Source organism: Synergistota bacterium, assembly GCA_025060595.1.
GTDB lineage: Bacteria > Synergistota > GBS-1 > GBS-1 > GBS-1 > 42-11.
Window position 1 is genome coordinate 19,983 of record JANXBX010000016.1, and the last position, 15,119, is coordinate 35,101.

Genomic DNA, 15,119 nt, shown 5'->3' on the forward strand with positions numbered 1-15,119 from the left:
CTTTGGGGGGTAACCTGATCATGAATGAGGTAGGTAAGCTTCTTATTGAGTTTCAGAAAGATGAGATAACTCAAAGTTTGCTTTATGAAAGGATAGCGAAGAGCTTAAAGGATGAAAATAAAAAGATCTTAGAGAATATGGCTTTGGATGAAAGGGATCATTATGAAAGGTTGAAGAAGTATACAGGGAGAGATGTTTTTCCACAAAAGTATAAGTTGTTAAAGTTTTTCTTACTTTGGAAAGTTTTTGGATTAACTTTTGTTATAAAGCTTATGGAAAAAGGGGAAGAAAGAGCAAGAGAAGGTTATAGAAAAATTCTTTCTTATATTCCAGAGATAAATAAGATTTTTCACGATGAGGAAAAACATGAAAAAGAGCTCACAAATATGATTGATGAGAAAAGACTTAAATATGTTAGTTCTATGATTTTGGGTGTGAGTGATGCTATTGTAGAGCTTACAGGAGCCGTTGCGGGTTTAACTTTTGCCTTTCAGAATTCTGAGCTTGTTGGAGCAGCAGGGATGATAACAGGTATAGCTGCGTCTTTGTCGATGTCTGTATCTGAATATCTTTCCCAAAAAAGTGAGTTAGAGGAAGGGAAGAGCCCAATTAGTGCAGCTGTTTATACTGGTTTTGCTTATATAATTGCTGTTTTCTTCCTTGTTATACCCTTTTTTATTTTTGAGAAAGTATTTTTAGCTTTAGGGTTATCTTTGCTTAACGCTCTTCTTATAATAGCCCTTTTTTGTTTTTTTGTTTCGGTAGTTAAAGAAGAGGCTTTTAAAAGGAATTTTTTTGAAATGGCATTATTGAGTTTTTCTGTGGCTGGTGTTTCCTTTGTTATAGGAGCGCTTGCTAGAAAATTTTTGGGTATAGAGATATGAAGATTGAGATAAATGATTTTACAGAAGGTAAGATTGTAAGTCACCTTATTCTTTTTTCCTTTCCTTTAATATGGGGGAATTTCCTTCAAGTTTTTTATAACGCTGTGGATAGCTTTTGGGTTGGTAAATTTCTGGGCCCCCGAGCATTGGCTGCTGTTTCTGTAAGTTTTCCTTTGATATTTGCGCTTGTTTCTTTAATGATGGGGATAAGCTCAGCTACTACAACGCTTGTTTCTCAGTATTTTGGAGCAAAAAAGGATGAAGATCTTAATAAAACTATCTTTAGTTCCCTCTTTTTGTCAGTAGCTATAGGAGTTTTAATAACGATTTTAGGAATGATTTTTAAAAGATCCCTGCTCAACATTGTAAATGTTCCTTGGGATGTATTTTCTCTTGCAGATGTTTACTTTAGTATATGTCTTTTAGGGTTTATTCCCTCTTTTTTATATAACATAGCAAGTGCAGTGCTTATGGGACTTGGTGATTCTAGGACTCCAGTTAAAATCCTTGGGTATTCGACGCTTCTTAATATAGTCTTGGATCCTGTGTTTATATTTGGTTTGGGTCCAATACCTCCTATGGGAATTAAGGGAGCGGCGATTGCAACAGTTATTTCTCAGGCATTTTCGGCATTTTTGTGTGTTAGCTGTATTATTAAAGAAAAAGTTTTAGGGCTTGGCGGTGATTCGAAAGTTTTAACTTTTCGTGAAATAAAATTGCTGTTCAGGGTAGGGCTTCCTGTAGGAGTCCAGAATTTGTTAATATCTCTGGGGCATGTATTTCTTAATGCTTTAGTCAATTTGTTTGGGAGTAGTGTAACTGCTGGTTTTGGTGCTGGTGTGCGTGTAGGTTCTTTCGCTATTTTGCCTGCTATGAGTGTAGGAATAGCTGTTGCTTCTCTTGTGGGGCAAAACATTGGTGCAGGTAAAGAAAAAAGAGTTAGAGAAGTAGTTATATGGGGTTCTATCTTGGGTGGGGGAATAAGTTTTTGCGTCACAGTTGTTGCTTTAACATTTTCATCTGAGCTTATATCCCTCTTTACGACTGATCAAAAAGTAATTGAAGAAGGGGTTACTTTTTTAAAATATGATGCTTTGGGATATGTGTTATTTGCAATTATTTTTGTTTTAGGCGGTGTGTTTAGAGGAGCAGGTGATACATTAGCAGTAATGGTTATGACGATTATTAGCATGTGGGGAGTAAGAATACCTTTAGCTGCTTATCTTTCTTTAAAAACTTCCATGGGGGTTGAAGGTGTATGGATGGCCATGCCCTTAGGGGCCTTAACCGGCTTAATCTTGCAATTCCTGTATTATAAACTTGGTTTATGGAGAAAGCGTGTAATAGCTGTTAGAAGCTATGGTAAAGAGTCTTGATTTAAATAGTAAATTTAGCTGGCGAGACAAATTTTTTCATGATTTTTTAAATGAAAACAATGTTTAAGCTTGACTTTTGGGTTTAGCCTTAATATAATATAACTGAAATCGCGGGGTGGAGCAGCAGGTAGCTCGTCGGGCTCATAACCCGAAGGTCGCGGGTTCGAATCCCGCCCCCGCAACCATTCTGTTATTTCTAATTGAAAGTGGCGGTGTAGCTCAGCTGGCGAGAGCATACGGCTCATACCCGTAAGGTCCAGGGTTCGAGCCCCTGCACCGCCACCAATTTATTTTTCATGCTTATTGATAAAGTTAAAAAATTTATTGACGAGCATAGGCTTTTTGAAAAGGGAGAAAAAGTACTTGTAGCTGTTTCAGGAGGAATAGATTCGGTTGTTTTACTTGACCTTCTTGTAAATCTTTCCCCTTCTTATGATTTTAAGCTCCATGTAATTCACCTTGATCATGGTATAAGAGGACTAGATTCTTATGAGGACGCTCTTTTTGTCGAAAAGCTTGCCTTGAAGTATGGGTTAAATTTTACTATTGGAAGAAGCGATGCTCGGCTGGGTAGAAAAGGGGAGACTCTTGAAGAGTCAGCAAGAAAAGTTAGGTACAGCTTCTTTAAACGTTGTTTGGAAACTGTTGGCGCAAATAAAATAGCTCTTGCCCATAACGCGGATGATCAAGTTGAAACTGTACTGATGAGGATTATAAGAGGTACTGGTCCATTAGGTCTTTGTGGTATGCGTCCCAAGACCTCTTTCTACGTAAGGCCTCTTTTAAAAGTGTGGCGATCTGAAATAGAGGCTTACTCTTCAGAAAAAGGTCTTGATTACAGGACAGATATAACGAATTATGATCCTTATTATTTTAGAAATAGGATACGATATCTTCTTTTGCCTATATTAGAGAGTTATAATCCATCCATTAAGGAAGGCTTATTAAGGCTCTCTGAATTGATGTGGATGGAGAGAGATTTTGTCGATAGTTTTATTGAAGCAGAGTTCGAAAGGAGTCTTCTCTTGCAAAAAGAAGGGGAAATTTGTTTTAATTCGGGAGCATTACGTGCAAATAGGTTTCTTTTTTCGGAGATTATTAGAAGGGCTATAGAAAGCCTAGTAGGAGACTTTTATGGTTTTTCTAAAGAGGATATAGATAGTGTTTGGGATAAAGGAAAGGGAGTATTTAATCTGCCTAGGCAGGTTGTAGTCAAGGATGATGGGGAAAAGATATGTGTTTTTCTAAGGAGACAAGGAGAGTTTCTTAAGAGGGAAGAATGGCTTTTTGAACTTAATGTGCCTGGGGTAACTAAAGTACCTCGAGGTATAATAAAGGCTGAATATGTTTCCTGTTTTAGAAAGTCGACAAGTGAGTTTGAGGCTTTTCTTGATGTTGATAAATTGAAATTTCCTCTTTTCGTTAGAAATAGAAAGGGTGGTGACAGAATTCAACCGTTAGGAATGAAGGGCAGAAAGAAACTTAAAAAGCTCTTTGCAGAGGCTTCTATTCCTATTGAAGAACGAGACGAGATTCCTATTGTTGTTGATAGAGACGGAGATATTGTGTGGGTTGGAGGAGTTAAAATTGCTGAAAAAGTAAAAGTGGATGAAAATTCAAAAAGGATATTGCACCTTGTATACTTGAGAGGTGATTCTGATTGAGACATTATGTAGGTGAGATTTTGATTTCACGGGAAGATATACAAAAGAGGGTTAAAGAACTTGCTGAAGTTATATCTAAGGATTACGAGGGCAAAGATCCTGTGTTTGTTGGGGTTCTAAAAGGAGCAATAATGTTTATGGCAGATCTTTTAAGAAACATCCCTTTTAGTGTGTATGTAGATTTTATGGCTGTTTCAAGTTATGGTAATTCTACTGAAACAAGTGGGATAGTTAAGATAGATAAAGATCTTGATACAGATATAAAAGGAAGACATGTGCTTATAGTGGAAGATATCATAGATTCAGGTTTAACCCTTCAGTATTTGTTAGGTCTTCTTTCATCAAGAATACCTGCTAGCCTAAAGGTTTGTGCGCTTCTTAGTAAGCCAGCAAGAAGGAAAGTGGAAATCCCAATAGCCTATTTAGGGTTTAACATTCCTTCTGAGTTTGTAGTTGGATATGGGTTGGATTTTGCTGGTAGGTATAGGAATCTTCCAGATATACGTATTTTACGATTTGAAGATCAGTAACAATTTGTGTATGGTATAATTTTTATAGGAGGTGTGTCTGGGATAAGAGATGAATAGACTTTTGAGGAATCTTGGGTTGTATCTAATTTTTATAGTTTTAGTTATTTCAATGGTTAATACCTTTTTTTCTCCCCAAGAGGGGATGAAAGTTTCTCAACGTTTAAGTTTTAGTACTTTTTTAAATGCTGTTGAGAATGGGTTGGTTAAAGAAGTTGTAATAGAGGAAAATACCGTTAAAGGAATTATGAAGGATGGAACTGTATTCACAGTTAATATAGTTAATGATCCTTCTCTTCCTCAGATATTAGCCAAAAAGGGTGTTAAAGTTGAGGTTGAACCGCCTGTAAAAACTCCCTGGTGGGCTCAGTTTTTCTCTTCTCTTTTCCCTACGTTGCTTTTGATTGGAGCATGGATTTTTATCTTATATCATATGCAAGGTGGCGGGGGAAAGGTTATGTCTTTCGGAAAAAGCAGAGCTAAACTTTTCCTTGATAACCGTCCTAGAGTTACTTTTAAGGATGTGGCTGGCATAGAGGAAGCAAAGGAAGAGCTTAAGGAAGTAATAGATTATCTTAAAAATCCTAAGAAATACCAAAGGATGGGAGCAAAGATCCCTAAGGGTATTTTGCTTCTGGGATCACCAGGAACGGGCAAAACTCTTCTTGCTAGAGCAGTTGCTGGTGAAGCGGAAGTGCCTTTCTTTTCTGTAAGTGGTTCCGATTTTGTAGAGATGTTTGTAGGTGTAGGAGCTGCGAGGGTGAGAGATCTATTTGATCAAGCAAGGAGGCATGCTCCTTGTATTATTTTTATAGATGAAATAGATGCTGTTGGAAGGCATCGTGGAGCTGGTTTAGGTGGAGGTCATGACGAGAGAGAACAGACGCTTAATCAGCTTTTGGTTGAGATGGACGGGTTTGATATGAATCAAGGAATAATATTAATAGCTGCTACTAACAGGCCTGATATTCTTGATCCTGCTCTTTTACGGCCTGGAAGGTTTGATAGACACATAGTGGTAGATAAACCGGATCTTAAGGGGAGAGAGGAAATTCTTAAGGTTCATTGTAGAGATAAACCTTTGGCTTCCGATGTAGACCTTAAAGTTATAGCTAGAAGAACACCAGGATTTGTTGGAGCAGATCTTGCAAATCTTGTTAATGAAGCAGCTCTTCTTGCAGCAAGAAGAAACAAAGATAAAATAACCATGGAAGAGTTTGAAGAGGCAATTGATAGGGTGTTAGCTGGTCCTGAGAGGAGATCGAGGCTTATAAGTGAAAAGGAAAAGAGAATAATAGCTTACCATGAAGCAGGCCATGCTCTAGTTGCTAGGATGTTACCTGGGGTAGATCCTGTTCATAGGATATCTATAATACCAAGGGGACACGCTGCTTTGGGTTACACTCTTCAGCTGCCTACGGAGGATAGATATCTTACTACTAAAACAGAATTGCTCAATAGGATTGCTGTTCTGTTAGGAGGAAGGGTTGCAGAGAAAATTGTGTTTGGTGACGTTACTACAGGAGCCCAAAATGATTTGGAAAGGGCTACTGCAATAGCGAGGGAAATGATATGTGAATATGGGATGAGTGAAAGACTTGGACCGCTGACTCTTGGTAAGAAGCATAGACAGGTTTTCTTAGGTAAAGATATAGTGGAAGATAGAAACTATAGCGAGGAAGTTGCCTATGCTATTGATCAGGAAATTAGGCAGCTTATAGATAAGTGTTATTCGATGGCTGAAAAAGTTATCTTAGAAAACATGGATAAACTTAAAAGGTTAGCTGAAACTTTATTAGATGTGGAAGTGTTGGAGGGGGATGATATAGATAAAATACTTGAGGGGAGAGAGCTTAGAGAGGATGATGGAGCTATAAAGTCTTTAGAAGAAAAGGAGAAGAGTTTGGAGGAAGACGTATTAAAGCGTCCTACTGTTTTTCCTAAACCAGCATGACTGAACGAAGGGAGGGTTTGTCTTGATCAATCCTAGTTTTAGACTTAAAAAGGGGTTAAGAGGAACCGCCCAAATAGTCGTTGATCGTAAACATCTGGCTACCGAGTTTATACAACCTTCGGTAGAGTCTTTAGGCACTCCTGTTCTTATAAATTTGATGAATCTTGCTGCCTTTAATGCTGTGAAGGATTATTTGCCGCAAGGCTATACAACGGTTTGCACTTATGTTAATGTGAGGCACATTTCAGCAACACCTTTGGGAATAGCAGTTACGGCTGAGGCTATTTTAGAGGAGATAGAAGGAAGCAGATTAACGTTTAAGGTTAGGGCGTATGATGAATTTGAGCTGGTTGGTGATGGAATAATAGAGAGGTGGATTGTTGAGGAAGATAAGTTTCTTAATAAGGTCCGTGAACGTAAAAAGGTTATCATGGAAGGTAAAAAGATGTAAATTTAATCTGAGTATTGGTTTTTGGGGAAGGGGGCTCCTCTTTCTGTAGAAAGAAGAGCCCCCTTACTTTCTGACTTGACGGAGGTGTGGTTTTAAATGATGAAGTGTATAAATAAAGAAAAAAACCTGCAGAAGTGTTCTTGTACTTATGAGCCTTGTTCTAAGAAAGGAATTTGTTGCGAGTGTCTAAAATATCATTTGAGTAATAGAGAATTACCTGCTTGCTTTTTCCCTCCGGACGTTGAGATGACCTATGATAGGTCTATAGAGAGATTTCTTTCTATACATAAGAGGTGAATCAGAGAGGCATGTCGAAATTTAAGTTAGTGGCACCATATCCACCCCAGGGAGATCAGCCTAAAGCGATAGAAAAGTTGGTTGAAGGGGTTAAGAAGGGGTATAGATTTCAGACTCTTTTAGGAGTTACTGGATCTGGTAAGACTTTTACCATGGCGAATGTAATAGAGAAGGTAGGATTACCAACCCTTGTGATAGCGCATAATAAAACCCTTGCTGCTCAGCTTTATAGCGAGTTTAGAGAGTTCTTCCCTTATAATGCTGTTAGATATTTTGTTAGTTATTACGATTATTACCAGCCCGAAGCTTATGTTCCCGAGACCGATACTTATATAGAAAAGGATGCTTCTATAAATGAGGAAATAGAAAAGCTTAGGCTTTCAACGACGAAAGCTTTATTAGAAAGAGATGATGTTATAGTGGTAGCTACAGTTTCTTGCATATACGGGATAGGTTCAAGGAAAGAATATGAAAGGGTTATATTTTCTGTCGAAAAGGGGATGAAGATTACTAGAAGGAAAATTATTGAAAGACTTGTAGAGCTTTACTACGAGAGGAATGATCTTGTTCTCGAAAGAGGAAAGTTTAGGGTTAAAGGTGATATCATAGAAATATATCCTCCTTACGAGGAGATTGGGGTTAGAATAGAGCTTTTTGGGGATGAAGTTGATAGAATTTCTGAGTTTCACATACTTACTGGTAAGATGTTGAAGGAAAAAAGCAAGCTTTGTTTATATCCTGCTAAGCACTTTGTTACCTCGGAGGAAATAATTAATAGGGCTGTAAAATTAATAGAGATGGAGCTTGAAGAAAGAGTCAAATGGTTCAAGGAGAGAGGAAAATATCTTGAAGCAGAACGCCTAGAGCTTAGAACAAAGTATGACTTAGAACTGTTAAAAGAGGTGGGTTACTGTCCTGGGATAGAAAACTACTCAAGGTATTTAAGCGGAAGAGAACCGGGTGAGCCTCCGGGAACTCTTCTTGATTTTTTCCCTGATGATTTTTTGATGTTTATAGATGAATCCCATATGACTGTACCTCAGATAAGGGGAATGTATAATGGAGATAGGTCTCGAAAAGAGACGTTGGTTGAATACGGTTTTAGGCTACCTTCTGCTTTAGATAATAGGCCTTTAAAGTGGGAGGAGTTTCAGCAATATATGAAGAAAGTCATCTTTGTCTCTGCTACTCCAGGAGATTACGAACTAGAGGTTAGTTCGCAAGTAGTTGAGCAGCTTGTCAGGCCGACAGGTATAGTTGATCCTGAAGTTGAGATAAAGCCAGCTAAAACACAAATGGACGATCTCCTTAAGGAGATAGCAGAAACTGTAGGTAAGGGTGAGAGAGTACTTGTTAATACCCTCACTAAGAAAATGGCAGAGGACATAGCGTCTTTTCTTTCGGATTTGAGTATAAGGGTAAAGTATCTTCATTCGGAAATAGATACAGTGGAGAGAGCCGAGATCCTTAAGGGGCTTAGGTTAGGTGAGTTTGATGTATTAGTTGGAGTTAATCTTTTGAGAGAGGGACTTGATCTTCCTGAGGTATCCCTCGTTGCTATTCTTGATGCAGATAGACAGGGGTTTTTAAGGAGTGAGCGTTCCTTGATTCAGATGATAGGTAGGGCTGCGCGTAACGTTAGAGGGAAAGTCATACTTTATGCTGACGAGATAACAGAATCTCTGAGAAAAGCTGTTGCTGAAACAGAGAGAAGAAGAAGAGTTCAGATGGAATTTAATCAAAGACATGGCATTACTCCTAGAACTATAGTTAAAGAGGTTAGAGACTATCTTCCGGAGGTTAGCAAAAAGTCTAGGAAGGAAGAAGTATATAGTAAGGTTACAGAAGAGATTATTCCCTATGATATTTCTCCTGAGGAGAAAAAAGCATTAATCTCCTCTTTGGAAAAGGAAATGTGGAATGCTGTGGAGCGACTCGACTTTGAAAAAGCTGCTGAAATTAGAGATATTTTATCTTTACTAAAAGGAGGAGAAAGAGATTAATGAAAGCTATAAAAGATATAGTATGGTGGGTTTTTGTAAACGTAAGGTTGATAACTATTATTTCGGTGGTTTTTAGTGTTATTGGGGCGTTTTTCGTTTATATAATGGGTGCGCTTTATATATTTAAAGTTATTTTCTCTCATATGCGAGCTGAGGAGATACCTCCCTTAAAGCTATTAACGGCTGATCTTTTGATAGCTTTGGACTTGTTTCTTTGCGGAAGCTTATTCATTATCTTCTCTTACGGGACCTATGACCTATTCATAAGAAAAACTTCTGTTGAAAATGTAATGGACTCTGCAACTTGTGGTCCAATCTGGTTAAGTATAAAAAATGTAGAAGATTTGAAAAGCTACCTTTTAGGCTATATACTTATAATGTTAAGTGTTACTTTTTTGAAACAAGCTGTTGCTGTGGATTATACGTCTCCAGTTTCGCTATTCCTTTTTGCGGGTGGAATATTCCTTTTAGGTTTAACTTATTATTTTGCTCATAAGAGGTAGTTTTATAATGTCGTATGACAATATAGTAATTAGAGGAGCAAGAGAACATAATCTAAAAAATATAAATCTTGAGCTTCCTAAAGGTAAGCTGATAGTTGTAACAGGTGTTTCTGGTTCTGGAAAATCTTCTTTAGCTTTCGATACTATATATGCTGAAGGGCAAAGGAGATATGTAGAATCACTTTCTGCTTATGCTAGACAGTTTCTTGGTAGGATGGAAAAGCCTGATGTAGACTCTATTGAAGGGTTGTCCCCTGCTATTTCTATAGATCAGAAGGGTGTCCCTAAAAACCCTAGATCAACGGTTGGAACTATAACGGAGATTTATGATTACCTGAGACTTCTTTTTGCAAGGATAGGGATTCCTCATTGTTTTAAATGTGGTAGAGTAATAGAAAGACAGACTGTGGATCATATGGTAGAAAAAATTTTTTCTCTTCCGGCAGGAACGAGGATCCAAATCCTTTCTCCTTTAGTACGGGGAAGGAAAGGGGAATTTAAAAATCTTTTCATAGAACTTCAAAAAGGAGGATTTTTAAGGGTTAGAGTAGATGGGATTACCCTTTGGCTTGAGGAGGAGATTACGCTAGACAAGGCTAAAAAGCATGATATAGACGTTATTATAGATAGACTTATTGTAAATGAGGAAAATAAAAGTAGAATTTATGATTCCTTGGAGCAGGCTTTAAGATTGTCTAAAGGACTTGTTCTCATTCTTGTAGGAGATGGCGAAGAGATATTGCTTTCTGAAAGATTCGCTTGTCCTTATTGTGAGGTTAGTCTTCCTGAGATAGAACCAAGGCTATTTTCCTTCAATAGCCCTTATGGTGCCTGTTCTGCTTGTGATGGTCTTGGAGTCAAGATTGAGTTTGCGCCAGATCTCATAATTGATGAGGAACTTTCGATATGTGAGGGTGCTGTAAGACCATGGCGTGATAGTAGGTATGAGGAATTTTACTTAAAGAAACTTGAGGTTTTAGCGAAGGAATACGGGTTTTCCTTAGGCGTTCCTTTTAAGAATCTACCTGAAGATATCAAAAACATCATTCTTTATGGTTCTGATAAGGTTTTTTCTTTCAAGTTTTACTCTCGTGATGGAGCTTATGATTATAGAGGTTATTTTGAAGGTGTTATTCCTCAGCTTGAAAGGAAATATAGAGAGACCGAATCAGAAGTTGTTAAGGAAGAACTTGAAAGGTTCATGAGATTTAATTCTTGTCCTAAGTGTAAAGGCGCTCGTTTAAGAGAGGAAGCTCTTGCTGTTAAGATCGCTGGTAAGAATATATATGAACTAACCTGTATGCCCATAAGAGATCTATATGCTTTTCTTAAGGAACTTAGATTTAGTGAGAAAGAAAGACAGATAGCTCGTGTTCCTATAAAAGAAATACTGTCAAGACTTGATTTCCTTATTAACGTTGGTGTAGGTTACCTTACATTGGCAAGACCTGGGTATACGCTCTCAGGGGGAGAGGCTCAGAGGATAAGACTTGCTACTCAGATAGGCTCTGGTCTTACAGGGGTACTTTATGTTCTTGATGAACCTACGGTTGGGCTTCATCCAAGAGATACAGAACGGCTTCTAAACATGTTAGAGAAACTGAGGGACATGGGAAATACGCTGTTAGTGGTTGAACATGACGAGCTTACTATAAGAAGAGCAGATTATATTGTGGAACTCGGGCCAGGAGCAGGTGTTAACGGTGGAGAGGTAGTATATCAGGGAACGCTTGATGAGCTTTTAAAAAGCGAAAAATCTCTAACAGGTGCTTTTCTTTCGGGCAGGAAAAGAATTCCAGTCCCTTCCTATAGAAGGAGGCCAGGGAAAAAGAATATAGTTATAAAAGGAGCTCGTCACCATAATTTAAAGAACATTGATGTAATTATTCCTCTTGGCTTATTGGTTTGCATAACTGGAGTGTCTGGAGCGGGTAAGAGTACCCTTGTTTATGATATTCTTTATAAAGCCTTGGTGAGAAAGCTTTATCGTTCACCTGAACTTCCTGGGGAGCATGATTCTATAGAAGGTTTAGAAAACATAGATAAGGTTGTTCTTATAGATCAAAGTCCTATAGGAAGGACACCGCGTTCTAACCCTGTTACTTACACAGGTGCTTTCACTCCTATAAGAGAGTTTTTTTCGCTCCTTCCTGAAGCTAAGATAAGAGGATATGAACCTGGTAGGTTCAGTTTTAATGTTAGAGGAGGTAGATGTGAGGCCTGTCAGGGGCAAGGTACCATAAAAGTAGAGATGCAGTTTCTTCCTGATGTTTACATAACTTGTGATGTTTGTAAGGGTAAAAGGTATAATAGAGAAACTCTGGAAGTGAAATATAAAGGGAAGGATATTAGTGATGTTTTGGATATGAGTGTTGATGAGGCTTTGGAGTTTTTTTCTAACATCCCGTCTATAGTTAGAAAACTGAGGCTTTTAAGCGATGTAGGACTTGGATACATAAAGCTTGGGCAATCTGCAACTACCTTATCTGGCGGGGAAGCTCAGAGGGTAAAACTTGCTGCTGAGCTTTCTAAAAAACCTACAGGTAAAACGCTTTATATTCTTGATGAGCCTACTACAGGATTACATTTTGCGGATGTAGAGAAGCTTGTAAAAGTTCTGCAGAGGCTTGTAGAGGGAGGTAATACGGTTCTAGTAATAGAGCATAATCTTGAGGTTGTAAAAGTAGCTGATTATGTTATAGATCTCGGTCCTGAGGGAGGGGAAGAAGGAGGTTATATAGTGGCTTGCGGAACTCCTGAGGAAATTGCTATGTGTGAGAAGTCCTATACAGGGCAGTTTCTTAAAAAAGTTTTAGGAGATGGTAATAAGGTATATGCTGAAAGCGCGTAATAGATGTTTTGGAGGTTTTAATGATTGGGAGCGAAATAGTTTATGGAGTTCATGCTGTAGAAGAATTTATTTATTCTTATCCTGAAAGAGTGAATAAGGTTTTATTAGCTTCTAATAGACCTAAACTTGAGAAAAGTTTAAAGGTTCTGGGTATTCCTTTCCAGAGAGTCCCTGTTTCCAAAATAGAAAATATATGTGGTAAGGTGAATCATCAAGGAATTATAGCTTTGGTTTCGCCTCTTTCTTATCACCATCTTAAAGATATATTGCTGGAAGAAAAGATAGTTTTAGCTCTAGATGGGATAGAAGATCCTCAGAATTTAGGGGCTATCCTTCGAACGGCTGAAGCTGCTGGAGTAAATAGCGTTATTATACCAACTCGTCGTTCTGCACCTGTCACTTCTACCGTTATAAAGGTTTCTAGTGGGGCTGCTATTAGATTAAAAATAATAAGAACAAATAGTATGGTTTCCGCAATTAGGTATCTTAAGGATAGGGGTTTTTGGATTATTGGAAGTGATGTAGAGGGTTCAATTAGGTATGATGAAGCAGATTATCCATTTCCAAGCCTTTTAATTCTGGGTAGGGAAGGAAAAGGAATGCATAAAAGCATTAAAAATCTATGTGATATGAAGGTTTATATTCCTATGTACGGAAAGGTTCAATCCCTTAATGTCTCTGTTGCTTGCGGAATAATACTATATGAAATGTTGAGAAAACTACGTTCTAAGCCAATTTAGCAGTTTTTCGAAATCCCAAGTGTTTATTACATCTTCCTTTTCAAGCCATCCTCTTCTCGCTGTTGCTACCCCAAATAACATGAATTCAAGTTGTCCCCATGCGTGGGCATCAGTATTTATGACTAACTTAACTCCCATTTCCTTAGCTATTTTTGCATTTATATCGTTTAAGTCAAGCCTTTGGGGATAAGCATTTATCTCTAAGCCTACATTTTCTTCTTTAGCCTTTTGAATAATTGCCATGATGTCTACTTGATATCCATCTCTTTCTTCTATAAGTCTACCCGTTGGATGTCCAAGAATATCTACATATGGGTTACTTAAGGCTTTACATATTCTTCGAGTCATTTCCTCTTGGGGCATATTGAAAGCAGAATGAACAGAAGCTATAACTATGTCAAGTCTTGATAGAATTTCATCTGGAAGATCAAGAGTGCCATCTTGAAGGATGTCAACTTCTACGCCTGCGAGGATTTTTATCTTAGGGTAGCGTTCTTGTAATTTTTTTATTTCTTCTATTTGTTTTAATAGTCGTTCCTCGTCTAATCCTCGAGCAACACTAAGTGTTTTAGAGTGATCAGTAATAGCTATGTATTCGTACCCTCTTTCCACTGCCTTTTGGACAATTTCCTCTATTGTATGGACACCATCACTCCATTTAGAGTGGATGTGCAGATCTCCTTTTATATCGCTTAGCTCTACAAGTTTTGGTAATCTACCTTCAAAAGCGGCCTCTATTTCACCTCTATCTTCTCTTAACTCTGGAGGAATCCAAGGTAGGCCTAAAACATTGTACACTTCCTCCTCTGTATAGCCTGCTATTTTTTCATCATTTTCCTTAAAAACACCATACTCGCTGACTTTTAATCCCTTTTTAAGAGCTATTTGTCTTAAATGTATGTTGTGATTTTTAGAACCGGTAAAATACTGAAGTGCAGCGCCAAAGCTTTCTTCTGGGACGACCCTTAAGTCTATTTGAAATGCGTCTTTAGTTAATATGCTTGATTTTGTTGGTCCCATTCCTAGAACTTCCATGACTAAAGGTAAGGAGACGAACCTTTCCATTATGTCCATCGGTTCTGTGGAAACAACTAGTATGTCTAAATCTTTTACAGTGTCTTTCATTCTTCGAAGAGATCCTGCTGCACTTATCTTTTTTACATGTGGAGATTCACTTAATCTAGCTATTATCTCCTGGGCTAATGGCAGGATTCTTCCTAAGGATCTTCTTTCTCTGCTTTTTCTCCATAAAGATATTCCCTTAAGTATTTTTTCTTCAGTTTTAGTTCCTACACCAGGTAGTCCAGCAAGCATACCCTTTTTAGCAGCTTCTTCTAATTCTTTTATGTCTTTTATCCCAAGTTTTTCATAGAAAAGTTTTGCTTTTTTGGGACCTACTCCTGGGATAGATAACAGTTCAAGAAGGCTCAAAGGAACATCTTTTTTAAGTTTCTCATGATCAGATATTTTACCAGTTTCTAGAAATTCTGATATCTTAGTAGCTAAATCTTTACCTATACCTGGAATTTCAGTAAGTTTTCCTTTTTTATTTAGTTCTTCTATATCTTCACTTAGAGCTTCTAGGTTCTGAGCGGCTTTTCTATAAGCTCTTATTTTAAATGGATTATCTCCTTTTATCTCAAGTATATCAGCTATTTCGTTAAAAACTTTTGCAATTTCAAGATTTTTCAGTTTTCATCCCTCCCTTAAACTTCACTTAAAATCTTTTTATTATTTAAAGAGAGTTTTTGAATTCTAGTCCTGGGGATCTAACCTTAAAAGCTTTTCCTTTGATTACTTTATTCCATGAGGTTGCTGCGATTATCATACTGTTAAGACTTACCAATTTTAGGTTATCATCTAGTAATA

At 37.7% G+C, this 15,119-nt stretch carries 12 protein-coding genes and 2 tRNA genes; 13 read left to right on the forward strand and 1 reads right to left on the reverse strand.

The features are described from left to right. The first annotated feature begins 20 nt into the window (after positions 1 to 20). The 13 genes from NZ900_09160 to rlmB all read left to right on the forward strand — a co-directional run bounded on the left by NZ900_09160 (position 21) and on the right by rlmB (position 13,250). Positions 21 to 884, forward strand: a complete 864-nt coding sequence (locus NZ900_09160; GenBank protein ID MCS7234250.1) for a VIT1/CCC1 transporter family protein — start codon at positions 21 to 23, stop codon at positions 882 to 884. After that, positions 881 to 2,260, forward strand: a complete 1,380-nt coding sequence (locus tag NZ900_09165; protein ID MCS7234251.1) for an MATE family efflux transporter — start codon at positions 881 to 883, stop codon at positions 2,258 to 2,260. Before NZ900_09160 ends, NZ900_09165 begins: the two co-directional genes overlap by 4 nt. A 109-nt stretch (positions 2,261 to 2,369) precedes the next feature. Beyond that, positions 2,370 to 2,445, forward strand: a tRNA-Met gene (locus tag NZ900_09170). Between the two features lie 23 nt (positions 2,446 to 2,468). Further along, positions 2,469 to 2,545, forward strand: a tRNA-Met gene (locus NZ900_09175). Between the two features lie 11 nt (positions 2,546 to 2,556). Continuing rightward, complete coding sequence (tilS, locus tag NZ900_09180) at positions 2,557 to 3,924, forward strand: tRNA lysidine(34) synthetase TilS (GenBank protein ID MCS7234252.1); 1,368 nt, start codon at positions 2,557 to 2,559, stop codon at positions 3,922 to 3,924. Further along, positions 3,921 to 4,454: a hypoxanthine phosphoribosyltransferase gene (gene hpt / locus NZ900_09185; protein MCS7234253.1), complete on the forward strand. Its 534-nt coding sequence runs from the start codon at positions 3,921 to 3,923 to the stop codon at positions 4,452 to 4,454. The genes tilS and hpt overlap by 4 nt, the downstream gene beginning before the upstream one ends. Positions 4,455 to 4,503: 49 nt before the next feature. Then, entirely contained in the window at positions 4,504 to 6,405 is a 1,902-nt protein-coding gene (gene ftsH, locus NZ900_09190) for an ATP-dependent zinc metalloprotease FtsH (GenBank protein MCS7234254.1), read from the forward strand. A 22-nt stretch (positions 6,406 to 6,427) separates the two neighbouring features. After that, positions 6,428 to 6,856, forward strand: a complete 429-nt coding sequence (locus tag NZ900_09195; protein ID MCS7234255.1) for a hypothetical protein — start codon at positions 6,428 to 6,430, stop codon at positions 6,854 to 6,856. 99 nt (positions 6,857 to 6,955) lie between these two features. Next, entirely contained in the window at positions 6,956 to 7,153 is a 198-nt protein-coding gene (locus NZ900_09200) for a DUF6485 family protein (protein ID MCS7234256.1), read from the forward strand. Between the two features lie 11 nt (positions 7,154 to 7,164). Beyond that, the gene (gene uvrB / locus NZ900_09205) at positions 7,165 to 9,156 is read left to right on the forward strand and encodes an excinuclease ABC subunit UvrB (GenBank protein MCS7234257.1); all 1,992 of its coding nucleotides are present in this window, start codon (positions 7,165 to 7,167) and stop codon (positions 9,154 to 9,156) included. Next, entirely contained in the window at positions 9,156 to 9,659 is a 504-nt protein-coding gene (locus NZ900_09210; GenBank protein ID MCS7234258.1) for a YqhA family protein, read from the forward strand. The genes uvrB and NZ900_09210 overlap by 1 nt, the downstream gene beginning before the upstream one ends. Before the next feature lie 7 nt (positions 9,660 to 9,666). Continuing rightward, positions 9,667 to 12,510: an excinuclease ABC subunit UvrA gene (gene uvrA, locus NZ900_09215; GenBank protein MCS7234259.1), complete on the forward strand. Its 2,844-nt coding sequence runs from the start codon at positions 9,667 to 9,669 to the stop codon at positions 12,508 to 12,510. 20 nt (positions 12,511 to 12,530) lie between these two features. Next, positions 12,531 to 13,250 (forward strand): 23S rRNA (guanosine(2251)-2'-O)-methyltransferase RlmB, encoded by a 720-nt coding sequence (gene rlmB / locus NZ900_09220; GenBank protein MCS7234260.1) that lies wholly within the window; start codon positions 12,531 to 12,533, stop codon positions 13,248 to 13,250. On the opposite strand, the gene polX is transcribed toward rlmB, so the two are convergent. Next, the gene (gene polX, locus NZ900_09225) at positions 13,230 to 14,942 is read right to left on the reverse strand and encodes a DNA polymerase/3'-5' exonuclease PolX (protein ID MCS7234261.1); all 1,713 of its coding nucleotides are present in this window, start codon (positions 14,940 to 14,942) and stop codon (positions 13,230 to 13,232) included. The genes rlmB and polX overlap by 21 nt on opposite strands. Positions 14,943 to 15,119 lie beyond the last annotated feature (177 nt).